The organism is Citrobacter sp. wls829, assembly GCF_005280825.1.
GTDB classification, from domain to species: domain Bacteria; phylum Pseudomonadota; class Gammaproteobacteria; order Enterobacterales; family Enterobacteriaceae; genus Citrobacter; species Citrobacter gillenii.
On the sequence record NZ_SZWP01000105.1, the window covers coordinates 16,575 to 39,754 of the forward strand.

Here is a 23,180-nt window from a genome sequence, read left to right on the forward strand (position 1 = left end):
TCAACGCTTTTTATGTGCTATTACCATACCACGTCAATAAATCGTTTTCAGGAGTGAAAGATGTCGTTAACGAATCCTTTTTTACGTCAAAGCACTTTGCCTTATCAGGCTCCGCCATTTGATCGCATAGACGTGCATCATTACCGGCCCGCGTTTGACGAAGGTGTTCGGCAAAAGCGTGCCGAAATCGATGCCATTGTGCAAAATTCACAGCCCGCAAATTTTGCTAATACGCTGCTGGCACTTGAGCAGAGCGGGGCACTGTTAACGCGCGTCACCAGCGTGTTCTTTGCCATGACAGCAGCGCATACCAACGATGAATTACAGCGTCTTGATGAAGCGTTTTCCGCTGAGCTGGCGGCGCTGGCGAATGATATTTATCTTAACGCGGCACTTTTTGCGCGCGTAGAGGCCGTCTGGCGACAGCGTGCCGTGTTAGGACTGGATGCAGAGTCCTTACGGTTGTTGGAGGTCGTCTATCAGCGTTTTGTACAGGCTGGTGCCCAATTGAATGAAGAAGACAAAGCGCGTCTCAAATTGCTGAACACCGAATCAGCCACGCTGACAAGCCAGTTCAATCAGCGCCTGCTGGCGGCGAATAAATCAGGTGCCCTGGTGGTGGATAATGTCCATCAACTGGATGGATTAAGCCCGGAAGAGAAAGCCATGGCGGCTGCAATTGCCAGGGAGAAAGGGCTTCAGGACCATTGGGTTATCCCGCTGTTGAACACGACACAACAGCCTGCGCTTGCCGCGTTACATGACAGGCAGACCCGTGAGACGCTGTTTACCCGTGCATGGACGCGGGCTGAAAATAATGATGCCAACGATACGCGCGCCATCGTTCAGCGGCTGGCGGAAATCCGAATGCAGCAGGCGAAGTTACTTGGTTTTGCTCATTATGCAGCGTGGAAAATTGCCGACCAAATGGCAAAAACGTCGGAAGCAGCGCTCACTTTTATGCGCGCTATCGTTCCGGCTGCGCGTCGGAGAGTCCATGATGAACTGGCTGAAATCCAAAATGCCATAGATAAAGAGCAGGGCGATTTTAGCGTGCAGGCCTGGGACTGGGCCTATTATGCCGAACAGGTTCGCCGTGAAAAATATGCTCTTGATGAGGCACAGCTGAAACCCTATTTTGCGTTAGATACGGTGCTGAACGATGGTGTGTTCTGGACGGCAAACCAGCTCTATGGCATTACGTTTATCGAGCGTTTCGACATCCCTGTATATCACCCGGATGTACGGGTATGGGAAATTTTTGACCACGACGGCACGGGGCTGGCGTTGTTCTACGGTGATTTCTTTGCCCGGGAATCAAAAAGCGGTGGCGCATGGATGGGGAATTTTGTTGAGCAATCGATGCTTAACGAAACCAGACCGGTGATTTACAACGTCTGTAACTACCAAAAACCTGCCCAGGGTCAGCGTGCCTTGCTGCTGTGGGATGACGTCATTACGCTGTTCCATGAGTTTGGACACACGCTGCACGGCCTGTTTGCCAGTCAACGTTATGCCACACTCTCAGGAACCAATACCCCGCGTGATTTCGTTGAATTTCCTTCGCAAATTAATGAACACTGGGCGAGTCATCCACTGGTCTTTGCCCGCTACGCGCGCCATGTTGAAACCGGGGAAAGAATGCCAGAATCGCTGCAGGATAAGATGCAGCGGGCCAGCTTGTTTAACAAGGGCTACGATATGACCGAGTTGCTCAGTGCCGCATTACTGGATATGCACTGGCACACGTTGGAAAACGGCGAGAGGATATTGTCAGTAGCGGAGTTTGAGCCGTGTGCGCTGACTACGGAAGGGCTGAATATTTCTGCTGTGCCGCCGCGTTATCGCAGCACTTATTTTGCTCATATTTTTGGTGGTGGCTATGCCGCGGGATATTACGCCTATTTATGGACGCAAATGTTGGCCGACGATGGCTATCAGTGGTTTGTCGAAAACGGTGGATTAACCCGTGAAAACGGCCAGTATTTTCGTGAGGCAATCCTCTCTCGCGGTAATAGTGCTGATTTGCATGGTCTGTATCCCGCATGGCGTGGGCGTGAACCAGGAATTAATGCAATGCTGCGCAACCGGGGATTAGAACAGTAACCGGGATAATACGGTCAGCTTACAATCTGACCGTATTATCGGTGGCCGAGACTGCGGCATATTAATTACTATTAATAAATTTACATAAATTTTCTTTATAGCCGCTAAACTATTGTCTATCAGCAATACTCACACAGGGAAAGGATTCGTGATGATGAGAAAAACGGCAGAAATAGATTCAATCTTGATGGAGTTGAATCACTCGATTGATGCGCACTATAAATGGCTAGTCAAAATGTTTCACTGCGTGGTGTCATCTGATGTCACTCAGGCGGATATTTCAGGTAAGAATTCGCACTGTGCCTGTCAATTCGGACAGTGGCTTACCCCGCGCCTGGTCAAGGATGACGCAGATTATAGTTATTTGAGTAAGATAAATGCGGCCCATGAAAAAATGCATTTATTAGGTAAGGACTTGCTATCGGTAATAGTAGAAGAACGCAGTCAGTCATGGCATTTCGACAGTTTTCAGGATGCGCTTCTGGCTTTTACGTCGGCGGTGATGGATTATAAAATACATTTACTGACTATCCGCAGTAATATCGATGTTTTAACCGGCTTACCTGGCCGAAGAATGCTGGATGAGTCTTTTGACCAGCAGTTACTTGACGCGCAACCGCTTAATTTATATTTATTATTGCTGGATATCGACCGTTTTAAATACGTCAATGATACCTACGGTCATCTGGTTGGTGACGTCGTACTGCGCAGTCTGGCATCAAATTTATTGTCATGGACTCGTTATGATGAGATCGCGTATCGCTACGGTGGCGAAGAGTTCATCATTCTGATCAGAACAAAAACGGATGAGCAGGCATCTCTCGCGGGCTTGCGCCTGTGTCGTCTCATTGAACAAAAAAAGATCTCTTACCCGCAGGGGGAGATTGATATTACGGTAACGGCTGGCATCACTCGAGTTCGTCAGGGCGAAACGCTGGACACGGCTCTCGGGCGTGCTGACCGAGCCATGTATGAAGGGAAGCAGACTGGCAGGAATCGCTGCATGTTTATGGATGAACATGAGCAGATCACACGGGTGGGTGCCAAAGAGCGGGTAACGACGCAAGCCTGAGCGTGAGTTTTGTTGAGATGATTTGGTTTCGTTTAACGTTCATTGGGGTTGTTGATGATACGTTGGGTGACTATTCGTTATCTGCGCAGGGAATTGCCTGATAGCGTATAAAGCAAAACACAAATCTATCCATGCAAGCATTTACCGCTGGTTTATCCGGCGGTTTTTTTTACCTGTCGTTCAGGTAGTCGGCATTCAGGTCAAAAAAATGGCCCCTTGAGCAGTGATGCTACAAGGGGCCGGTTCGGTGCAGGACTATCGTCGTTCATCAATCATCCCATCTGTGGCTAAAGTAGGCGGCCAGAAAACCAGAAAATAAAATAATTCCCAGAACGGCCATAAAAACATTCATATTACCCAGCATTGTTTATGCTCCTTTATTTGTGAGTTTCCTCTCTTACCTTAATTTCACCTCGTTAAGGACTATACTAGCAATTTAATCTTAAACAAAGATTGAACCAGGTGAATTATTTCGTCTGAATAGTAAAGTTATCGCGTTATTGGCAGAGAAAAATAAATAAGGATGTCAAAATATGCGGAGCAGGGAAAATATATCGGGGTTTTCTGAAAAAACGACAGGGCAGCACATGCTCTGTCGCCAGAAAAATTAACAGACTACAGGCTGGCCCCAGGGTTTAGCTCGCATGCCTTTTAGCATCAGCGCCCAGGCCAGAATGATGGCAATCATCAGCACCACAAACAGCGACCATGACGGCAGGGTCGTCAGAATAACGCCGCTGACTAACGGGTTAAATGCCGCGCCAAGCCAGCCCAGTGACTGGGCGGAGAAATAGCTCGCTTTCATCCCCGCGGGCGCAATGTTGTCGATAAGCATATATTCGCCCGGTGCGTAAATGATTTCGCCGATGGTAAAAAACGCTGCAGAAATGCCCCACATCAGCAGACTGTTGCCGGAAAAAATAAAACCCACTAATCCCAGCACAAAGAATAATGTTCCGCCGGCCATTAACGGGCGGATGTTGGCGCTGGAAAGACGGCGCCCGACGGCATATTGCAATGTAACCACCATTGCCGCGTTGACGGGCAGGACCACGGCCACCACTTTTTCTGCGAAATCACCGTCAGCAACCACCATCACGTACTGAGAAATACAGGACGCAAATGCGCCGCCCACAAACGAGGCCAAAAACGCTGACAGGGTAAACCAGCATAACGCTTTATCGCGCAACAGTACCGAGGGGGACCAGACGGATGCGTTCAGTCCCTCGGATGGCACTTCTGAATGTTTCACCCACGTCTGGATAAATACCAACGGGAAGGCTGAGCAAAGCGCTGCCAGCCAGAACGGCAGGTTGATACTTTGCATCACCAGCAGCGTGCCGAGCGGCGGACCCACGGTCCAGCCAATGTTGAGTACTGTATAGTTAAGTGAGAAAATTTTGGTCTTGTTGGTGGCAGAGAGGTTATCGGCAAACCAGGCTTTCAGCACGGTGGCAAAGACGGAGTAGGCGCAGTTGATCAGGGCAAAAAGCAACACCACTACGATAACATTATGCACCAGAGGGATCGCGATAAAGCCAGACGCAAAACCGGTAATCGCCAGCAGCATATAGCGTTTTTTATCGAACTTATCGGCCAGAATACCGAAGCCCAGGCTGAAGATAACGCCAATAGTCAGGGCGACCGTCATGGCGTAACCAATCAGATCGACGCTCAGGCCGTACTGTCGGTTGAGATAGATGGTCATAAACGGGAGCGTGGCACCCCGCCCAATCGTCAGTAATAGTGAGGAGGCGAGTAACGCGAGAGTGGATCTTCTCAGAGTGGTATTCATTTTCTTGCCCGACAATGCATGTTGTTATGTTTTTATTAAATTTCAGACAGAAATAGCACGTCAAAAGTGTGATGTACACTCAAAAAGTTGTCTGAAAATGCCCAGTTATACCTACCTGTATTAATGATCTGTTACCCGGCAACGATTTCCGCTACTTTAACTTGTTTACAAAAATTTAATAATTTCAGGGGCGGGTGAATGTCACGTAAAGACGGGTTGTTAGCACTACTGGTCGTGGTGGTATGGGGGCTAAATTTTGTCGTCATCAAAGTGGGCCTGCACAATATGCCGCCGCTGATGCTGGCAGGGCTACGTTTCCTACTGGTGGCATTTCCGGCTATTTTCTTTGTTGCCCGCCCGAAAATCCCTCTCTCATTGCTGCTCGGTTATGGCCTGACCATCAGCTTTGGCCAGTTCGCGTTTCTGTTCAGCGCCATAAAATTTGGCATGCCCGCTGGACTGGCGTCACTGGTATTGCAGGCGCAGGCATTTTTCACCATTGTGCTGGGCGCATTCGCTTTTGGTGAGCGTTTACAGGGCAAGCAACGGGTTGGCATCGCGCTGGCAGTGTTTGGCGTGCTGGTGTTGATCGAAGCCAGCCTGAATGGACAGCACGTGACGATGCTCGGCTTTATGCTGACGCTGGCGGCAGCGCTGAGTTGGGCCTGCGGCAATATCTTCAACAAGAAAATTATGCAACATGAATCCCGCCCGCCAGTGATGTCGCTGGTGGTGTGGAGTGCCTTGATCCCTATTTTACCGTTCTTTCTGGCATCGCTCGTCCTTGATGGCCCAGGTCTCATCGTACACAGCCTTATTGCTATTGATATGACGACTATTCTCTCACTGGTCTATCTGGCATTTGTGGCGACGATTGTGGGATACGGCATATGGGGGACGTTGCTGGGACGCTATGAGACCTGGCGCGTGGCCCCGCTGTCTTTACTCGTGCCAGTGGTTGGGCTGGCGAGTGCGGCAGTGTTACTGGATGAAACGCTAAGTGGGCTGCAACTTATCGGCGCGCTGTTGATTATGGCGGGGCTGTACATCAACGTGTTTGGTTTTCGTTTGCGCAGGACCGCTCAGGCGAGGGGATAACAGTAGCCCCGCCGTGGCGGGGCATCATGACTTATAAACTGCGCATGTTGTAATAAGGCACACCCAGTTCGTCGGACTTGTCGCTGCCGGCACCCATATGATTAAAATCAAACGGGGACTGCTCCTGCGTAGGAGGCATAATTATTGCGTCGCGATTATTGGGTGTTATGGGCTGCGCGGTTTGTTCCGCCATGCTCTGGCCCGAAACAACAAGCAGCAGGGCCAGCATTGCAGATGACAGAAGTTTCATGATTTCCTCGGTTACGTCTTTATCAGGCGATTAGCAGTTACATTGATTCAGCGGATGCAAATACCGGGATTCGCCGTGCATATTTGTCATACGGTACTTATGGGGGGGCACATCAAAATAGTTTTTGAAGGTCCGGGTCAGCGTTTGCTGAGACTCAAAGCCATAACGCTCCGCCAGGTAGAGGATCGGTTCGTTACTTTCTTTTAATTTTTGCGCTATTTCAGTCATTTTGCGGCTGCGGATATATTGACCTAATGAATGGCCGGTTTCTTTTTTAAACATCCGTTGCAGGTGCCATTTGGAGTAACCTGAACGCTCTGACACCTTTTCCAGTGACAGCGGTGATTCAAGGTTATTCTCGATCCAGTCCAAAATGCTATGAATAGTGATTGTGTCAGTATTGCGTCTGGACATCGTCATACCTCTTTCTGTTTACGGCAGGATTTTCTTAAGCAAATGCTCAAGTGTTGCCACTTCGTCCGCCGTTAAGTTTTTTGTTAGTTCCTGGTGCAGGTCTTGCCCGACTAATTGATGGCACTGCTCACAAATTGTCGCGCCATGCTCGGTGAGTTTCACCAGCACGCCGCGTTTGTCATGTGGATTAGGAAGTCTTTCAATCCAGCCTTTACAGGCCAGTCTGTCGAGCATACGCGTCAGCGCACCAAGATCGACAGACAGCACTTTTTTCAATTCAACAGGGGTGATGCACACCGCGCAGCGGATGGAGCAAAGCACCTTAAACTGCGATGCCGTGATATCCAGCGGTGACAGGTAGTCGTTTAGCAAACGATCTTTTTTCTGATTAACCATATAGATCAAACGGCCCAGTGGGATGATTTCGTTGAACAGATCACTGGTGTTTTTCACAATGGTTGCCCTGGCAAGTAGTTAGTCACGGCTGATATTATTGCTTAGGCAAATATAAGTCAAATGAATGGGTCGGCAAATGCCACGTTTTGCTAAAACGTCAGCACCTGGCTAACCGAACGTTCGTTTCAATATTTTGATTTCACAGGCTTATGCGTAGAGGAGAAAAATGAATCCTTACATCGCGAAAATGGCTTAAACGGGTGTTTTCACCGTATACTTGCCGTTGACGATTAACGCACAGGAAAGATGAATTATGATGGATTTGTTTAAGGCCATAGGTCTGGGACTGGTAGTCCTGTTACCGTTGGCGAACCCGTTAACCACCGTGGCGTTGTTCCTCGGCCTTGCCGGCAATATGAACAGCGCAGAGCGTAACCGTCAGTCATTAATGGCGTCTGTCTACGTGTTTGCCATCATGATGGTGGCGTACTATGCCGGGCAGGTGGTGATGAATACCTTCGGGATTTCGATTCCCGGATTGCGTATTGCGGGTGGGTTAATCGTTGCGTTTATCGGCTTTCGGATGCTGTTCCCGCAGCAGAAGGCGCACGACTCTCCGGAAGCGAGAAGTAAGTCAGAAGAACTTGTAGACGAACCGACGGCCAATATTGCCTTCGTGCCGCTGGCAATGCCCAGTACTGCCGGTCCGGGTACCATTGCGATGATCATCAGTTCGGCCTCGACCGTACGTCAAGGCTCTGAGTTTCCGGACTGGGTTATTATGGTCGCTCCACCGATCATTTTTGCGGTGATCGGGGTCATTCTGTGGGGCTGCCTGCGCAGTTCAGGCGGAATTATGCGTCTGGTCGGCAAAGGGGGCATTGAAGCGATTTCCCGTCTGATGGGCTTTTTGCTGGTGTGTATGGGCGTGCAGTTTATTATTAATGGCGTACTGGAAATTATCAAAACCTACGCATAAAACCTACGCTTAAAAAAAGGGTCCGGTATAGTCTTCCAGCGCGACCGGCCACTTGCGAAAGATAATCACGGACCATATCAGCGCAGCCAGTGCGGGTATCGCACCGATGTAACCGATTGTGGACATCGACCAGTGCAAACTGACCTGATTTCCCACCAGTGCGCCCGCGCCGATACCCAGATTAAAGATCCCGGAAAACAGCGCCATGGCGACGTCGGTGGCATCGGGTGCCAGCGCAAGCACTTTCACCTGCATCCCCAGACCTATCACCATAATGGCCACACCCCAGAAAATACTCAGTATGGCGAGGTGCATCTCGCTGTCAGCGGCTGGTAATAGCAGCACCAGGCACACCGTCAGTAACGCGATAGCCGCACTTATCAGCCCGGATGCATGCTGATTACCCAGCTTGCCAAAGATGAGGCTGCCGATAATGCCCGCCGCACCCAGAACCAGTAACAACACGGTCGCAAAATTGGCACTCAGTTCGGCAACGGTCTGAACAAAGGGTTCTATATAGCTGTAAGCCGTGTAGTGCGCGGTGACCACAATGACCGTCAGTAAATAAATGCTCATCAGCGCCGGGCGGCGAAACAGCAGCGGCAGGCTTTTTAGCGAGCCTGAATGCTCACTGGGTAGTTTTGGCAGCAGTTTAATCAGACAGAGCAAGGTGACTAATGCGGCGACGCCGATAGCGAAGAAGGTTGTGCGCCAGCCAAAATACTGGCCGACGATACGGCCAATAGGCAGACCCAGCACCATCGCCAGCGCGGTCCCGGTAGCAATCAGGCTCAACGCCTGCGCACGTTTGCCGGCGGGTGCCATGCGAATCGCTAATGACGCGGTAATCGACCAGAAAATGGCGTGTGCGAAGGCAATACCAATACGGCTAATGACCAGCACGGTAAAGTTCCATGCCAGGAAAGAGAGCACATGACTGGCGATAAACAGCGCGAAAAGGCAAATCAGAAGTTTGCGTCGCTCCACCTGACTGGTAAGCAGCATAAACGGCAGTGACATCAGGGCAACGACCCAGGCATAGATGGTCAGCATGATCCCGACCTGCGCTGTTTGCATATTAAAGCTTTGCGCGATGTCGGAGAGCAAACCGACGGGAACAAACTCCGTGGTATTGAAAATAAAAGCGGCAATAGCCAGCGTAACGACCCGTAGCCACGCGACCTTGCGGGAAACAGTGTGTGTTGTCATATCAAATAAATTGGATTAGCTGCGAAAAGGTGAGGTCACGATCTTAAAACGGTTACTGGTGGAAATACAATCATTTCGTGATTCAAATCACATTTTTATGCCTAATGCCTGGAAAGGAGGGCCGGGTGAACTTGCGCCACCCGGCGTCAGCTAATCTGCATTCTGCGCCAGTTGGGGGTTCAACACCTCAATAAATGCTTCCAGTTGTCGCGTCATCGCTCCCCGACGCCAGACCAGCCATGTATTGAGCCAACGCCAGTTTTCACTCAACGGCCAGGCGTTAACTTGATGGTGTCCCGGCATACTTTCCAGCATCGATCGCGGAATCAGCGCAATTCCCGCCCCGGCAATCACGCAGGCGAGCATGCCGTGATACGACTCCATTTCATGGATGGTGCCCGGCATTGCGCGATCGGCGTGAAACCAGCTTTCAAAATGGCGGCGGTAAGAGCAGTTCGCGCGAAAGGCATAAATACTGCAGCCGTTGACGTCGCTGGCCCGCTGTATGGGGGCGTGTCCGTGAGGGGTAACGATCATCATCTCCTCAAGGTAGACCGGCATGCCTTCCAGTCCCGGGTGGGTGATCGGGCCATCGACAAAGGCGGCGCTCAGCGTCCCCTCCAGTACACCGTCCAGCATGGTGCCTGAAGGCCCGGTAGCCAACGCAAACTGGATTTTAGGGTAGCGTCGATTATATTCAGCCAGCGTCGCGGGAATGCGTACGGCAGCGGTGCTTTCCAGCGAACCGAGAGAGAACAGTCCCTGCGGCTCATCGCCAGCAACGACCATGCGTGCTTCCTCTACCAGGGCAAGGATCCGCTGGCTATAGCGCAAAAAATTGTGCCCGGACGGGGAAAGTCGCAGGCGCTGGTTTTCACGAATAAACAGATCGACGCCAAGGTCGGCTTCAAGCTGGCGAATACGCGTGGTGAGATTGGACGGCACACGATGTACCTTCGCGGCGGCCTGCGTAATGCTGCCGGTTTCCGCCACCGCATTGAACATTTCCAGTTGCGTCAGATCCATTATTTTTCTCTATTCGTGAATGGTGTAGTTAATATTATTCATTTTTCAGAAAGAGTAAATACGCTCATGATATGACCATACCCTGCAAAAAGAGAGACAGCTATGACCATCACATCAGCAACACATGCGATTTCCGTCAATCCTGTGAACGGCGAAAGGTTAACGGCGATGCCGTGGGCTAGTCGGGATGAGATTGCCCATGCGCTTGATCTGGCCGCCAGTGGATTTAATGAATGGAAACACACCACCGTGGCGCATCGGGCGCAGATGCTGCGCAAGGTTGGGCACGCTCTGCGCCAGCGTGCGGAAGAGATGGCGCAGTGTATCTCACGGGAAATGGGGAAACCGATAAAACAGGCTCGTGCAGAAGTGGCGAAATCCGCGGCGCTGTGTGACTGGTATGCAGAGCATGGACCTTTGATGCTTAATCCTGAACCAACACAGGTGGAGAATAACCAAGCGGTGATCGAATATCGTCCTCTGGGCACTATTCTGGCCGTTATGCCGTGGAACTTCCCGCTGTGGCAGGTCATGCGCGGTGCCGTGCCTATTTTACTGGCCGGGAATGGTTACCTGTTAAAGCATGCACCGAATGTAACCGGGTGTGCCGGTATTATTGCGCAGGCGTTTGCTGATGCCGGTATCCCGCAGGGGGTATATGGCTGGGTGAATGCCGATAACTCGGGCGTTAGCCAGATGATCAACGATCCGCGTATTGCCGCCGTTACGGTAACGGGAAGTGTGCGAGCCGGGGCGGCAATTGGTGCTCAGGCGGGGGCGGCGCTGAAGAAATGCGTGCTTGAACTGGGTGGATCCGATCCGTTCATTGTCCTTAACGATGCTGACCTCGATCTGGCCGTGAAGGCGGCAGTCGCCGGTCGTTATCAGAATACCGGGCAGGTTTGTGCGGCAGCGAAACGTTTTATTGTTGAGGAAGGGATTGCGGCAGAATTTACTCAGCGTTTTGTGGCGGCGGCCAGTGCGCTAAAAATGGGCGATCCTCTGAATGAGGAAAACGATCTCGGCCCAATGGCACGCGTTGATCTGCGTGATGAACTGCATCAGCAGGTTGAGGCTTCGCTGGCTCAAGGGGCGACGTTGTTACTCGGTGGCGAAAAAATTGCCGGAAAAGGTAACTACTATGCCATCACGGTTCTTGGTGACGTGACACCTGAGATGACCGCTTTCCGCCAGGAATTGTTCGGCCCGGTAGCAGCAATTACCGTTGCGAAGAACGCAGAGCATGCGTTAGTACTGGCGAATGAGAGTGATTTTGGCTTGTCGGCAACGATTTTCACCGCTGATGAGACGCTGGCGCAGAATATGGCTGCACGCCTGGAATGTGGCGGGGTATTTATCAATGGTTATAGTGCCAGTGATGCCCGCGTTGCGTTTGGCGGGGTGAAGAAAAGCGGCTTTGGTCGGGAGCTTTCGCACTTTGGCCTGCATGAGTTTTGTAACGTGCAGACCGTCTGGAAAAACCGTATCTAATCTTCAGGGTGTCTCCACACGGGACACCCGTCCACGCATATCATCTGCATCCTGACGCGGTGCATTCAGCTCTGTTATACTCGCAGGCCTTTCAGACCTGCGAGCAAGGAGCATGTTGTGGCCAGGGCCATGGACAATTCAATCTTAGAAACCATTGTGCAGCAGGTTCGCCCGCTGATTGGTCAGGGGAAGGTCGCTGACTACATCCCCGCATTAGCCTCCGTTGATGGTTCCAAACTGGGTATTGCCATTTGTACCGTTGATGGTCAGCACTATCAGGCGGGTGATGCGCAAGAACGTTTTTCAATTCAGTCGATCTCGAAGGTGCTCAGTCTGGTGGTGGCGATGCGTCATTATCAGGAAGATGAGATCTGGCAGCGAGTAGGCAAAGATCCGTCAGGACATCCGTTTAACTCTCTGGTACAGCTGGAAATGGAGCAAGGAATACCGCGCAACCCGTTTATTAATGCCGGGGCGCTGGTGGTTTGCGACATGCTGCAGGGGCGTCTGAGTGCGCCACGTCAACGCATGCTCGAAGTCGTACGGGCGCTAAGCGGTGTGCCGGATATCGCCTATGATGCGACTGTTGCCCGCTCTGAGTTTGAGCATTCGGCACGTAATGCGGCCATTGCCTGGCTGATGAAATCCTTTGGCAATTTTCAACATGATGTTGCCACCGTTCTGCAAAACTATTTCCACTACTGTGCGCTGAAAATGAGCTGCGTGGAGCTGGCGCGTACCTTTGTCTTTCTGGCTAATCAGGGGCATGCCTTTCATCTCAATGAGCCGGTGGTCACGCCGATGCAGGCCCGACAAATTAATGCGCTAATGGCGACCAGTGGTATGTACCAGAACGCCGGTGAATTTGCGTGGCGAGTGGGGCTGCCGGCAAAATCCGGGGTGGGGGGGGGTATCGTGGCGATCGTGCCGCATGAAATGGCGATAGCGGTCTGGAGCCCGGAACTTGATCCGGCAGGGAATTCACTGGCAGGTATTGCGGTGCTGGAGCAGTTAACCCAACAGATGGGGCGTTCGGTTTACTGATGAACTCGCTCGAACCGCTGTTTTCCCGACTGGCGAAATCGACCTTTCGTTCACGGTTTCGCCTTGGTGACAAAGAACGACGCTATTGTATGGAGAAAGGCGCGCCGGTGATTGAGCAACATGCCGCCGATTTTATTGCCAAACGCCTGGCGCCTGCATTCCCGGCCAACGACGGTAAGCAGACGCCGATGCGCGGGCATCCGGTATTTATTGCCCAGCATGCGACGGCAACCTGCTGTCGCGGCTGCCTGGCAAAATGGCATGATATTCCTCAAGGGCTGGCGCTAAGTGCAGAACAGCAGCGTTACGTTGTCACGGTAATTTATCACTGGTTAGTGCGGCAAATGAACCAGCCATAGATAACATAATCCTATGATAAGACCCCTTGTGTTGCGAAAAAGTTAAACGCACTATCATGGGGACTATCTGAGGAGAAAAAAATGGCCACTGGTACCCCCTGCATCGTGCTGAGCGCACAACAGATTGTGTCGAGAATCGACGAGCTTTGTGACGTTCTTGAACAGTGCGTGAATGACGGTGCATCTGTAAGTTTTATACACCCCTTCAATCGCGATAAGTCACTGCCATTCTGGACGGGCGTTGCGCAAAGCGTTGCCCGTGGCGAGAGAATTGTGCTGGCGGCTGAAAACACGCAGGGTATCCTGGTGGGAACCGTCCAGCTTATTGTCGATCAACCTGAAAACCAACCGCATCGTGCCGACGTCGCCAAATTACTGGTACATCCGTCTGCACGACGAACGGGTATCGCCCGGGAATTGATGAATGCGCTGGAAACGTGTGCGCGTCAACAGCATAAAACTACGCTGGTGCTCGACACGGCCACCGGTAGCGCTGCGGAGTTGTTCTACCACAATTGCGGCTGGCAAAACGCGGGCATGATCCCCAACTACGCCCAAATGCCGGATGGAACGCTGACGGGCACCACACTTTTCTATAAATCATTGTAATTTGTTACCAGGGATTGATCAAAACAGGGTTTCAAGGTATTAAAGTTTGCTAACCTATTGGACCAATTCAATCAGGTTGTATGACTAATCAAAAAGGGAACCCATTGTGCAAACACTAAATCGTCGCGATTTTCCCGGTGCTCACTATCCTGAACGCATCATTCAGTTTGGTGAAGGAAACTTCCTGCGCGCCTTTGTTGACTGGCAAGTTGATTTACTGAATGAACATACCGATCTGAATTCTGGTGTGGTCATTGTTCGTCCTATCGAAAGTACATTTCCGCCATCACTGAGCACGCAGGATGGTCTCTATACCACCATCATTCGTGGTCTGAATGAAAAGGGCGAAGCCGTCAGCGACGCGCGTTTAATTCGCTCGGTTAACCGTGAAATCAGCGTCTATAGCGAATACGATGAGTTCCTGAAACTGGCGCATAACCCTGATATGCGTTTTGTTTTCTCCAATACAACGGAAGCCGGGATCAGTTATCACGCGGGCGACAAGTTCGACGATGCGCCTGCGGTAAGCTATCCGGCCAAGTTGACCCGCCTGCTGTTTGAGCGTTACAGCCATTTTGACGGCGCGCTGGATAAAGGCTGGATAATCATTCCTTGCGAACTGATTGATTACAACGGCGATGCGCTGCGTGAACTGGTGCTGCGTTATGCGCAGGAGTGGGCGTTGCCGGACGCGTTCGTGCAGTGGCTGGACACAGCTAACGCGTTTTGTTCTACGCTGGTGGACCGCATCGTTACCGGTTACCCGCGTGACGAAGTGGCCACACTGGAAGCCGAGCTGGGTTATCACGATGCATTCCTCGATACTGCAGAGCACTTCTACCTGTTTGTGATTCAGGGGCCGAAGTCATTAGCGACTGAACTGTGTCTGGACAAATATCCGCTGAATGTACTGATTGTTGATGATATTAAGCCGTACAAAGAGCGTAAAGTTGCCATCCTTAACGGTGCGCACACCGCGCTGGTACCGGTAGCCTACCAGGCAGGGCTAGACACGGTGGGTGAGGCGATGAATGACGCAGAGATTTGCGCTTTTGTCGAAAAAGCCATTTACGAAGAGATCATTCCGGTGCTCGATTTACCGCGTGATGAGCTGGCGTCGTTCGCCAGCGCGGTGACCGGACGTTTCTGCAACCCGTACATCAAGCATCAGCTGTTGTCGATTGCCCTGAACGGAATGACCAAATTCCGCACGCGTATTTTGCCGCAGTTGCTGGCAGGGCAGCAGGCCAATGGTCAATTGCCGGCGCGTCTGACGTTTGCGCTGGCGGCGTTGATTGCTTTCTATCGTGGCGAGCGTAACGGTGAGTCTTATCCTGTTCAGGATGATGCCCACTGGATTGAGCGCTTCCAGCTGCTATGGAGTCAGCACCACGATCGTCAAATAAGCACGCAAGCGTTGGTCCACTCAGTACTGGCGGTCAACGAGCACTGGGAGCAGGATCTGACGCAGGTTCCCGGTCTGGTTGAACAGGTTTCTGCCAATCTGGACGCCATTCTGTCCAACGGTATGCGCGAAGCCGTGAAGCCACTGTGCTAAAATAGTCACATAATTACCCGGTTTAGGCCGGGTTTTTTATACCTGTTTATTAGTTACAACATACAGTGTGTTTCTTAAATACAGTTACCGTCTGAGACTGTAGCGCCTCATTTGTTCAGACAGGTAAAAAGGCGGGATTTAGTGCGGTGAGGTGCTTGCAACATTGATCGCGATCACGTTTAATGGCGCGGCTTTCACATTTTCCGAAGATAACTATGATTGTTCGACCTCAACAACACTGGCTGCGTCTGATATTCGTCTGGCATGGTTCAGTGTTATCGAAGATTTTCTCGCGCCTGCTGCTGAATTTTCTGCTTTCCATTGCCGTTATCATCATGCTGCCATGGTATACGATGCTGGGTATCAAATTTACCCTGGCGCCATTCAGCATCCTGGGCGTCGCTATTGCTATCTTTTTAGGCTTTCGCAACAATGCCTGTTACTCGCGCTACGTTGAGGCTCGACACCTGTGGGGACAATTAATGATTGCCTCCCGTTCGCTACTGCGTGAGGTAAAAAACACATTACCGGACGACGTCGAGCTGGGGCAGTTTGTACGTCTGCAAATCGCCTTTGCCCACTGTTTACGCATGACCCTGCGTCGTAACCCGCAGGCGGAACCATTAGCGAAATATCTCAGTGCCGCAGATTTGCAAACTGTCTTTGCCTGCCAATCACCAGCCAACCGTATTCTGCTGTTGATGGGGGAGTGGTTAGCCGTACGCAGACGTAATGGCGAGCTATCTGACATATTATTTCACAGTTTAAACAATAGATTAAATGATATGTCGGCGGTACTTGCAGGTTGTGAGCGGATTGCTAATACACCGGTGCCATTTGCCTATACCTTGATCCTGCATCGCACGGTCTATCTGTTTTGTATCATGCTGCCATTCGCATTGGTGGTCGATCTGCACTATATGACGCCGTTCATTTCCGTGCTGATTTCATATACGTTCATTTCTCTGGACACGTTGGCAGAAGAGCTTGAAGACCCGTTCGGCACGGAAAATAACGACTTGCCGCTGGATGCGATTTGTAATGCGATTGAAATTGATTTACTGCAAATGAACGATGAAACGACTGTACCTGCTAAACATATGCCCGATAAGCACTATCAGCTGACATAACCGAATCAATTTTCGCCATGTCCTTTTTGCCACCATACCGGCATCATATCGGAAAAAGAGTGAAACTGTGGCGCCAGATTCTCATCATCGGGATCGTCAAATCCCCCGGCTAACAGGGCAATAATCGGGGCGTCATCGATGGCGCCCACGGAACTACCACACTGTGGGCAAAAGGCTCGGCTGGATATTTCTGATGATCGCCAGGTAGCAGGTTGACCCGCAATGCCCGTCCATTCTACGTTTTCAGCGTTAAATTCAATCCACACTACGGTGGGCGCACCCGTATGTCTGCGGCAAATATCACAGGAGCAGGAATGTGAGTTGTTGGGATTCGTTGCGGTAAAGCGTACCGAACCACACAAGCAACTGCCAGAATAGATTTTAGACACGACGACTCTCTTCAGCGAAACGTTATCTGACACTAGCAGATGACAAGCCTCGCCACTAGAAGCACATCTTAAAAAAGCGATGGCACGCATATGCGATACCCGGTGTAAAGATAAAACAGACAATTAAATGAACGACAACCTGTGATTGTCAATACGAAGGCTTGTTTATCTCCGCGGAGCGTAAGGCCATTCACAGAATAGATCATTGTCTCGATAAAACCGTTGAAAGTGTAATCATGGCGTTCGTATAAAAAATCCATGTCGTCAGGGGGATTAACCTGCTGACGCTTTAAAAGGATGTACGCACGATAATCAGGAGGATTATCTATGAAAAACTTTCAGCTAATGCCTGCAAAACGCCCCGGCCGATTAGCGATTATTCCCGGACTGCTGTTAGCGTCAACAGGTCTGCTGGTACCTGTAGACGCCATCGCAGAGGAACGGCTCTGTGAACGTGAATCCGCCGCGTTATGCACGGAAAATAAAAGTAAAACTACAGTGCAAGCCAGTCGCATATTATTGGCGGCCCAACCGTATACACCCGCCAATGCCACCAGTGATGCGATCATTAATAATAACGCCAGTGTTCTGTTATCAAATACTGAAAATACTGACGACGTCTGGAATACTTTTCGTGGCCTGATTGTTGGTAAAGATTCTGCAGGTGCGTTGGTCATTGATGGGCGCCAAATTTCTTCGCTTACAGGCTCAATTGGTCGGGGAAGTGCCGGCATTGTGACCCTGACCAATGGGGCAATCTGGACACTGAGAGGGGGAAATCTTGTTTTAGGGACTAACAGCGGCAGTGGCCGCTTATTGGTGGAGCTTGGCAGCCAAATAAGCGGAATTAACGAACTCCGCATCGGCGAATTTTATGCCGGCGCCTACGGCAGCGTCATGATTGACGGAACGGGATCTACTGTTAAAACGAACTGGGTCGTGGTGGGCGATCAGGACACCGGCAAGCTCGATATTCTTAATGGTGGGCAGCTGGTCGCAACCGAACACATGAATATCGGCTATGTTGGTAAAACAGATCGCAATAACTTGTTTGGTAACGGTGCCGTCAGGGTTGATGGTGAGGATTCGTTACTGGATATCGCTAAGCCGATTTTGTTAGGGGGATACGGAACCGGCAACAATGATGCACGCGGCGTGCTAACCGTGAGTAATGGTGGCACGGTAAAATCCGGGAAATATTTATGGTTAGGCGTCGGTAAGGGAAGTACAGGCATTGTCAACGTAGGGTCTGAAGAGGGGGACGTCGCACAGCGCGCTGGCGTCATTAACGTTCCGTGGATCTATCTTGGCGATACTGCCGACAATACCAGCACCGTTCAACTGAATTTTAATCATAACAGTGACGATTTTTCACTCGCAGCAGATATAACCGGACGTGGTCAGGTCAATCATAATGGTCCGGGAACTACATTATTGTCGGGAAATAATGCCTACACAGGCACCACGTCGCTACGCAACGGTACGCTGCGGGCTGGCAGCACGGATGCCTTTAGTCGCAACTCAGATTTCACTGTGGATGAGACGGCGACTGTCGATCTGAATGGTTTTAGTCAGACTATCCGCTCGCTGTCGCTCGACGGTATGCTCAGTTTTGGCCAGCCGGGAACGGACGAGGCACTAAAACGTTCCAATAGTATCCTGACCGTTAGCGGTAATTACAGCAGCAACAACGGTCTTCTTATCCTCAATACAACAGAAGATGCCGTGCAACAAAAAGCGGTGGTGAACCAACTTCACGTGATGGGGAATACATCAGGGACCACTCGTGTCGCTTTGCAGGCACTGGGCAGCCAGACGGTCAGTAATCTCAATGGTGCACGGGTAGTGCGGGTGGACGGCGAGTCAGGTGGTGAGTTTGTTGCAGTTGGCCGTTTGACCGCGGGCGCCTATGATTACGCACTACTGCGGGGAAATAATACGGATGACTCCGCACTCATTCCTGATTCGAATCATTGGTATTTGACCAATACGTGAACTCCTTCTGAAGAACCGATACGCGATCCAGAAGAACCAATACGTGACCCAGAAGAACCGGATATTGATCCCGACACACCGGTGTTACCTGTCCAACAAGAAGAACCCGCATCTCACGATTCGGTTTTACGCCCTGAATTAGGCGCCTACCTTGCGAATAAATCGGCGGGAAATACGCTGTTTACGACACGTTTGCACGATCGCCTGGGCGAAAGTCACTATATTGACCCCATAACGGGTGAGTCAGACGTGACCAGCATGTGGTTACGCAACGTCGGTGGGCATACCCGGTTTCGTGATAGTAGCGGGCAGCTGAAGACGCAAAGTAACCGTTATGTTCTGCAAATAGGTGGTGATGTCGCACAATGGAGTTCAGACGAGGTTGAGCGCTGGCATCTGGGCGTCATGTTCGGCTACGCAAACAGCCAAAGTAATACGCGGTCAGACGTCAGCCATTACCGCGCTGACGGTTCGATATCAGGTTACAGCGCCGGATTGTACGCAACCTGGTATGCCAACAATGTGGAGAAAAGCGGGGGATATCTTGACAGCTGGATGCTTTATAACTGGTTTGATAACACCGTTCGCGGTGAACAACTGGCGACAGAGAAATATCGTTCACGGGGGGTGACCGCCTCGCTTGAAGCAGGATATGCCTTTAAGTTGAAGGAGACGGCACGCCTGAGTTACTGGCTACAACCCCAGGTTCAGTTGACCTGGATGGACGTATCGTCTGACGATCATCAGGAGGCAAACGGCACCGTGATCCGAGATAAAGGCAAAGGGAATCTGCAAAGCCGGTTGGGGGTTAAAGCGTATTTGCGAGGCTATAACCAACGCGATGAAGGAAAAGATCGGCTTTTTCAGCCATTTATTGAAACTAACTGGCTTCATAATTCCCGAAATTATTCGATATCAATGAATGAAATACAGGGTGACGTTGATGGCGCAAAAAATATCGCTGAACTCAGAGCAGGTGTTGAAGCGAAAGTAAATACGCGTCTGCACCTTTGGGGAAACGTAGGTCAACAAATTGGCGACAGTGGTTACAGTGATTCTCAGGCAATGTTCGGTGTGAAGGTGTTATTCTGACAACACCCCGCATCCTAAATCAGGATGCGGGGTGTTTATTTCGCCACTACCATTCGCACGCGGAAAATGTATTAACCAAAAGTGTTAATTCACAAATCGCATAATAATCTTACGGTGTGAAAATATACCGACAGGCGTGTTACAAGGTTATTTCATCTAACTAAAAGACAGTGGTTAAGATCAATTGATTCCTGCGTACTATCATGTAAAAAAAGTAATGGCTCGTCGAATCGCTAATATCTCTTTATTGATCATCTTAAAATCAACACTGTATTAACCCATGAGATATATTTCATTCCCGTTTTTTTACAATAAAGCATTTGACGTTGCTTATCCTCTCTTTATGAATAGTGAATAAACAGGTTAATTTTATGATAAATCAGTCAAATAGGGCAGGTGAACAGTCCCAACAAAAACACCATGGTCATTTTCATATTCCAGACGAGATCCGCCATCTTGGTGATATGTCGCTTTACAGGGCGGTAGCCTGGTGGGGTTTTCTGCGTAAAACTGAGTTTACTCGGGATGATGTTAGCCAGGCGTTTCAGATAGATTTGAGACGCTCCAGTGGCATACTTAGCTATATTTGTCATCGACATGGGTATGATGATATCACATTTGAAATGCGTAAAATCCCAGTACAGGGCGGTTGTTGTCAACTTGCCGTACGAATTCTCAAGGTAGTAACGCCCCCGACATCGGTAAGAAAACCAGAAAAAAGCAGCAATACCAGAAAGGACGTGAAAACAAACAATCAACTGGACCAGCTTATGGCCCGTTGGATGTTATCAAGGCCGACTGGTAATAATGCAACACAATTGGAGGCATGGAAAGCGGGGTGCCCAATTTATGATAATATCAAATTCACCGAAGAGTAATTGTTGAATAGTCACTTTTCGAAATAAAATAATACCAACTAAATACTATTTCTATTTACCTACATTAGCCTCTGCAATGAAAGGCCAATGCAAGTATAAGGGGATTAAAAATCGCGTCTGGCAACAATAAACAAGCGTGGGAATGCCAGCAGGATTTTGCCATTTTCCTGCAGCGGATATTGCTCCTGTAGAAGTTCATGGTATCGAGCCAGATACTTTCGTTGCTCACTTTCGCTCAGATCTTGCAACCAGGGACGTAAGCCTGTCGCACTGACCCAGTCGATAATCGACTGATGTGAATCCATAATGTGGTAATAGGTCGTGCGCCAAATATCAACGTCACATCCCGCTTCAGTCAAAATATCATAATAAGCATGCACGCCGGGAAGAGGCGATCGACCGCGATTGGGATAATCCTGCTCATAGGCGACTTCACGCATTAAAATATGTGTTGGCTCCAGCCAGTTATCCGGCATTTGCACAGCAAGTACGCCGTTACGGTGTAACTGCGAGACAAGATATGGGAATAATTCGTAGTGATCGGGTACCCACTGTAATGAAGCATTCGCATAAAGCAGATCAAGAGGTTGCTCCGCCCGGAACTCGCTGATATCTGTTTCAACAAAATGACAGTTCGGTAAGGTTGCACGCGCCTCGTTGAGCATATTTGGCGAAGAGTCCACGCCTGTTATGTTGGCCGAAGGCCATCGTTGATACAGTAATGACGTGCTATTTCCCGGACCGCACCCCAGATCGGCGACTGAACGAACATTTTCTAACGCTACTCTGCTCAATAATTCTGCTGCGGGTCTTGAGCGTTCGCTGCCATATTGCAGATAAAGTGCAGGGTTCCAGTCGGCCATGTAGCTATCTCCTGTGTAAGATGAGATCGTATTCAATCTTCACGTTAAGCGTACGACATTATGGCTGTATTTGCTGAAGCGGGAAGGGCGCAGAAAAGTGTCTAGCGCGTAGAATAACGCTGAGTGATGATGTAAACATAATGGTAAGGAATGCAATATGATTGAAACATCAAGGCTCATTTTAAGGCAGTGGGGAAAAACAGATATGGCAGCATTTGCCGATCTGAATGCAGACCCAGATGTGATGCGCTTTTTTCCGGCACCGATGACGAGACAGGAGAGCGACAGTCTGGCAGAGAGATTCAGGGACGGAATAGAACAACGCGGCTGGGGTTTTTGGGCCGTTGAATCCAAAGAAACGCATGAATTTGTTGGCTGTGTCGGTCTGCACCCGCAGCCTGATAAATTTCCATTTTCTCCCTGTACCGAAATAGGCTGGCGTCTCAGCAAAACGTACTGGCATCAAGGGTTAGCCATGGAGGCTGCTGAAGCCTGTCTGCAATATGCTTTTACGGTTCTGATGCTGGATGAAGTCGTATCGTTTACATCGGTACTCAACAAACCTTCAGAACACTTAATGAAACGGCTTGGTATGAAAAAAGTGGAAGAGTTTCCGCATCCAGCGTTGCCGGCAAATCATCGGCTGTCCCCGCATGTTCTGTATCGAATACAAAAGATTTCTGTATTGGTTAATTCTGAAGGCCAAGGATGAAAATGAGAGACAGTATTCGAGCAAAGATAGTGAAGGTATGTGAAGCCAAGATTGCAGCTAAAGGATCCGATGTGGGAGTCTCATTTTATGCTTTTTTTGCCAACAAGAATGATGACCCTGAATTGCTCATGGAAGTAGCCCAATGGTGGATTATGGAAATGAAACTGGATCACTTTGAGAAAGCCCGAAAAGTTATAGCGCTTGTATTGTAGAGCGTACTTGAGGTCATGGTTTTGTCTGTGAATCGTACAATGACAGACATCATAACTATGTGAGGGCCGCACTGGAGAAATAGCGTTCAGAGTCTATCAACAACCAGACCAAGGATGACCATAAAGCGCTGGATTTTGTCTGATTCCACATTGGTGCGCATAATGTATATTATGTTAAATGCAAAAGAACATGTAAAAAAGACGTGTTAATGCAGTCTGAATCGTGCCTGTCCGTTTGATCCCTTCCCTGTCGTGACGCTGCGTGAATTCTGCAGATTTTCACCAGTAATCCTGCACACGATTTCACGCAGCACACCACGCAGACATAAAAAAACCGGCCATTGTGGCCGGTTCGTCGTGACGGTTTCTGACTTAATGTATTTTTGCCTGGGCCGCTGCTTTCTCAGACTGACGCTCTGCAGCTCTGACAACGGCCATAAACGCTTTGACACCCGGATCCACATCCGGCGACAACATGCGCATAATTGATTTTGAATTCCTGC

At 50.0% G+C, this 23,180-nt stretch carries 24 protein-coding genes; 15 read left to right on the plus strand and 9 right to left on the minus strand.

Annotated elements, in window-relative coordinates:
- The first annotated feature begins 60 nt into the window (after window positions 1-60).
- Both dcp and FDW88_RS20930 read left to right on the plus strand, forming a co-directional pair.
- Window positions 61-2,106 (plus strand): peptidyl-dipeptidase Dcp, encoded by a 2,046-nt coding sequence (gene dcp, locus FDW88_RS20925; protein WP_137363280.1) that lies wholly within the window; start codon window positions 61-63, stop codon window positions 2,104-2,106.
- Between the two features lie 151 nt (window positions 2,107-2,257).
- Window positions 2,258-3,178, plus strand: a complete 921-nt coding sequence (locus tag FDW88_RS20930) for a diguanylate cyclase (protein WP_137363281.1) — start codon at window positions 2,258-2,260, stop codon at window positions 3,176-3,178.
- 268 nt (window positions 3,179-3,446) lie between these two features.
- On the opposite strand, the gene mgtS is transcribed toward FDW88_RS20930, so the two are convergent.
- A complete protein-coding gene (mgtS, locus tag FDW88_RS20935) occupies window positions 3,447-3,542 on the minus strand; it encodes a protein MgtS (RefSeq protein WP_096757085.1) in 96 nt (31 codons plus the stop codon).
- A 243-nt stretch (window positions 3,543-3,785) separates the two neighbouring features.
- Window positions 3,786-4,973: an efflux MFS transporter YdeE gene (ydeE, locus tag FDW88_RS20940; protein ID WP_137363282.1), complete on the minus strand. Its 1,188-nt coding sequence runs from the start codon at window positions 4,971-4,973 to the stop codon at window positions 3,786-3,788.
- Window positions 4,974-5,171: 198 nt separating this feature from the next.
- Between ydeE and eamA the strand changes: the two genes are divergently transcribed.
- Window positions 5,172-6,071 (plus strand): O-acetylserine/cysteine exporter, encoded by a 900-nt coding sequence (gene eamA / locus FDW88_RS20945; RefSeq protein ID WP_117343106.1) that lies wholly within the window; start codon window positions 5,172-5,174, stop codon window positions 6,069-6,071.
- A 31-nt stretch (window positions 6,072-6,102) separates the two neighbouring features.
- On the opposite strand, the gene marB is transcribed toward eamA, so the two are convergent.
- From marB to marR, 3 genes are read right to left on the minus strand one after another with little or no spacing between them, the layout of a single operon-like run.
- Entirely contained in the window at window positions 6,103-6,321 is a 219-nt protein-coding gene (marB, locus tag FDW88_RS20950) for a multiple antibiotic resistance protein MarB (protein ID WP_096757082.1), read from the minus strand.
- Between the two features lie 30 nt (window positions 6,322-6,351).
- Window positions 6,352-6,735, minus strand: coding sequence for an MDR efflux pump AcrAB transcriptional activator MarA (gene marA / locus FDW88_RS20955; protein WP_138140554.1), 384 nt, complete (start codon window positions 6,733-6,735; stop codon window positions 6,352-6,354).
- Between the two features lie 18 nt (window positions 6,736-6,753).
- Window positions 6,754-7,188, minus strand: a complete 435-nt coding sequence (gene marR / locus FDW88_RS20960) for a multiple antibiotic resistance transcriptional regulator MarR (RefSeq protein WP_096757081.1) — start codon at window positions 7,186-7,188, stop codon at window positions 6,754-6,756.
- A gap of 256 nt (window positions 7,189-7,444) precedes the next feature.
- Here marR and FDW88_RS20965 point away from each other — a divergent pair, with 256 nt between their 5' ends.
- On the plus strand, window positions 7,445-8,110 hold the full coding sequence (locus FDW88_RS20965) for a MarC family NAAT transporter (protein WP_096757080.1): 666 nt from the start codon (window positions 7,445-7,447) through the stop codon (window positions 8,108-8,110).
- 9 nt (window positions 8,111-8,119) lie between these two features.
- On the opposite strand, the gene FDW88_RS20970 is transcribed toward FDW88_RS20965, so the two are convergent.
- The gene (locus tag FDW88_RS20970; protein ID WP_137363283.1) at window positions 8,120-9,319 is read right to left on the minus strand and encodes a sugar transporter; all 1,200 of its coding nucleotides are present in this window, start codon (window positions 9,317-9,319) and stop codon (window positions 8,120-8,122) included.
- A 150-nt stretch (window positions 9,320-9,469) separates the two neighbouring features.
- Window positions 9,470-10,345 carry a LysR family transcriptional regulator gene (locus FDW88_RS20975; RefSeq protein ID WP_115258521.1) on the minus strand — a complete coding sequence of 292 codons (876 nt, stop codon included), beginning with the start codon at window positions 10,343-10,345 and terminating at the stop codon, window positions 9,470-9,472.
- 102 nt (window positions 10,346-10,447) lie between these two features.
- On the opposite strand from FDW88_RS20975, the gene sad reads away from it, so the two are divergent.
- The 6 genes from sad (at window position 10,448) to FDW88_RS21005 (ending at window position 16,536) form a co-directional block, all read left to right on the plus strand.
- Window positions 10,448-11,836 carry a succinate-semialdehyde dehydrogenase gene (gene sad / locus FDW88_RS20980; RefSeq protein ID WP_137363284.1) on the plus strand — a complete coding sequence of 463 codons (1,389 nt, stop codon included), beginning with the start codon at window positions 10,448-10,450 and terminating at the stop codon, window positions 11,834-11,836.
- A 117-nt stretch (window positions 11,837-11,953) separates the two neighbouring features.
- The gene (glsB, locus tag FDW88_RS20985; RefSeq protein WP_096757076.1) at window positions 11,954-12,880 is read left to right on the plus strand and encodes a glutaminase B; all 927 of its coding nucleotides are present in this window, start codon (window positions 11,954-11,956) and stop codon (window positions 12,878-12,880) included.
- On the plus strand, window positions 12,880-13,239 hold the full coding sequence (locus FDW88_RS20990; RefSeq protein ID WP_115258519.1) for a DUF4186 domain-containing protein: 360 nt from the start codon (window positions 12,880-12,882) through the stop codon (window positions 13,237-13,239). The genes glsB and FDW88_RS20990 overlap by 1 nt, the downstream gene beginning before the upstream one ends.
- A gap of 81 nt (window positions 13,240-13,320) precedes the next feature.
- Window positions 13,321-13,848: an N-acetyltransferase gene (locus FDW88_RS20995; protein ID WP_137363285.1), complete on the plus strand. Its 528-nt coding sequence runs from the start codon at window positions 13,321-13,323 to the stop codon at window positions 13,846-13,848.
- 106 nt (window positions 13,849-13,954) lie between these two features.
- Window positions 13,955-15,406 (plus strand): tagaturonate reductase, encoded by a 1,452-nt coding sequence (locus FDW88_RS21000; protein ID WP_137363286.1) that lies wholly within the window; start codon window positions 13,955-13,957, stop codon window positions 15,404-15,406.
- A 215-nt stretch (window positions 15,407-15,621) separates the two neighbouring features.
- A complete protein-coding gene (locus tag FDW88_RS21005) occupies window positions 15,622-16,536 on the plus strand; it encodes a bestrophin family protein (RefSeq protein ID WP_305764106.1) in 915 nt (304 codons plus the stop codon).
- A 5-nt stretch (window positions 16,537-16,541) separates the two neighbouring features.
- Here the strand turns inward: FDW88_RS21005 and FDW88_RS21010 are convergent, their stop codons facing one another.
- Window positions 16,542-16,925, minus strand: coding sequence for a GFA family protein (locus FDW88_RS21010; protein ID WP_137363288.1), 384 nt, complete (start codon window positions 16,923-16,925; stop codon window positions 16,542-16,544).
- 327 nt (window positions 16,926-17,252) lie between these two features.
- On the opposite strand from FDW88_RS21010, the gene FDW88_RS21015 reads away from it, so the two are divergent.
- From FDW88_RS21015 to FDW88_RS21025, 3 genes are all read left to right on the plus strand, one after another.
- Window positions 17,253-18,920, plus strand: coding sequence for a hypothetical protein (locus tag FDW88_RS21015; RefSeq protein WP_137363289.1), 1,668 nt, complete (start codon window positions 17,253-17,255; stop codon window positions 18,918-18,920).
- 81 nt (window positions 18,921-19,001) lie between these two features.
- Window positions 19,002-20,012: an autotransporter outer membrane beta-barrel domain-containing protein gene (locus FDW88_RS21020; protein WP_170974190.1), complete on the plus strand. Its 1,011-nt coding sequence runs from the start codon at window positions 19,002-19,004 to the stop codon at window positions 20,010-20,012.
- A 371-nt stretch (window positions 20,013-20,383) separates the two neighbouring features.
- Window positions 20,384-20,890, plus strand: coding sequence for a CaiF/GrlA family transcriptional regulator (locus tag FDW88_RS21025; RefSeq protein ID WP_137363291.1), 507 nt, complete (start codon window positions 20,384-20,386; stop codon window positions 20,888-20,890).
- Window positions 20,891-20,994: 104 nt separating this feature from the next.
- Here the strand turns inward: FDW88_RS21025 and tam are convergent, their stop codons facing one another.
- Window positions 20,995-21,753, minus strand: a complete 759-nt coding sequence (tam, locus tag FDW88_RS21030; protein WP_137363292.1) for a trans-aconitate 2-methyltransferase — start codon at window positions 21,751-21,753, stop codon at window positions 20,995-20,997.
- A gap of 157 nt (window positions 21,754-21,910) precedes the next feature.
- Here tam and FDW88_RS21035 point away from each other — a divergent pair, with 157 nt between their 5' ends.
- Together FDW88_RS21035 and FDW88_RS21040 are read left to right on the plus strand one after the other, a co-directional pair.
- Window positions 21,911-22,465, plus strand: coding sequence for a GNAT family N-acetyltransferase (locus FDW88_RS21035; RefSeq protein WP_137363293.1), 555 nt, complete (start codon window positions 21,911-21,913; stop codon window positions 22,463-22,465).
- Window positions 22,466-22,467: 2 nt separating this feature from the next.
- Entirely contained in the window at window positions 22,468-22,677 is a 210-nt protein-coding gene (locus tag FDW88_RS21040; RefSeq protein ID WP_137363294.1) for a DUF6500 family protein, read from the plus strand.
- Window positions 22,678-23,180: the final 503 nt, after the last annotated feature.

Excerpts from the sequence above, each read along its gene's own strand:
- FDW88_RS20930 (WP_137363281.1), top strand. The coding sequence starts at position 2,258 with ATGATGAGAAAAACGGCAGAAATAGATTCAATCTTGATGGAGTTGAAT.
- dcp (WP_137363280.1), top strand. The coding sequence starts at position 61 with ATGTCGTTAACGAATCCTTTTTTACGTCAAAGCACTTTGCCTTATCAG.
- mgtS (WP_096757085.1), bottom strand. The coding sequence starts at position 3,542 with ATGCTGGGTAATATGAATGTTTTTATGGCCGTTCTGGGAATTATTTTA.
- FDW88_RS20990 (WP_115258519.1), top strand. The coding sequence starts at position 12,880 with ATGAACTCGCTCGAACCGCTGTTTTCCCGACTGGCGAAATCGACCTTT.
- FDW88_RS21035 (WP_137363293.1), top strand. The coding sequence starts at position 21,911 with ATGATTGAAACATCAAGGCTCATTTTAAGGCAGTGGGGAAAAACAGAT.
- tam (WP_137363292.1), bottom strand. The coding sequence starts at position 21,753 with ATGGCCGACTGGAACCCTGCACTTTATCTGCAATATGGCAGCGAACGC.
- FDW88_RS21005 (WP_305764106.1), top strand. The coding sequence starts at position 15,622 with ATGATTGTTCGACCTCAACAACACTGGCTGCGTCTGATATTCGTCTGG.
- marB (WP_096757082.1), bottom strand. The coding sequence starts at position 6,321 with ATGAAACTTCTGTCATCTGCAATGCTGGCCCTGCTGCTTGTTGTTTCG.
- eamA (WP_117343106.1), top strand. The coding sequence starts at position 5,172 with ATGTCACGTAAAGACGGGTTGTTAGCACTACTGGTCGTGGTGGTATGG.
- ydeE (WP_137363282.1), bottom strand. The coding sequence starts at position 4,973 with ATGAATACCACTCTGAGAAGATCCACTCTCGCGTTACTCGCCTCCTCA.
- marA (WP_138140554.1), bottom strand. The coding sequence starts at position 6,735 with ATGTCCAGACGCAATACTGACACAATCACTATTCATAGCATTTTGGAC.
- FDW88_RS20995 (WP_137363285.1), top strand. The coding sequence starts at position 13,321 with ATGGCCACTGGTACCCCCTGCATCGTGCTGAGCGCACAACAGATTGTG.
- FDW88_RS20965 (WP_096757080.1), top strand. The coding sequence starts at position 7,445 with ATGATGGATTTGTTTAAGGCCATAGGTCTGGGACTGGTAGTCCTGTTA.
- FDW88_RS21040 (WP_137363294.1), top strand. The coding sequence starts at position 22,468 with ATGAGAGACAGTATTCGAGCAAAGATAGTGAAGGTATGTGAAGCCAAG.
- FDW88_RS21025 (WP_137363291.1), top strand. The coding sequence starts at position 20,384 with ATGATAAATCAGTCAAATAGGGCAGGTGAACAGTCCCAACAAAAACAC.
- FDW88_RS20970 (WP_137363283.1), bottom strand. The coding sequence starts at position 9,319 with ATGACAACACACACTGTTTCCCGCAAGGTCGCGTGGCTACGGGTCGTT.
- FDW88_RS21015 (WP_137363289.1), top strand. The coding sequence starts at position 17,253 with ATGAAAAACTTTCAGCTAATGCCTGCAAAACGCCCCGGCCGATTAGCG.
- FDW88_RS20975 (WP_115258521.1), bottom strand. The coding sequence starts at position 10,345 with ATGGATCTGACGCAACTGGAAATGTTCAATGCGGTGGCGGAAACCGGC.
- sad (WP_137363284.1), top strand. The coding sequence starts at position 10,448 with ATGACCATCACATCAGCAACACATGCGATTTCCGTCAATCCTGTGAAC.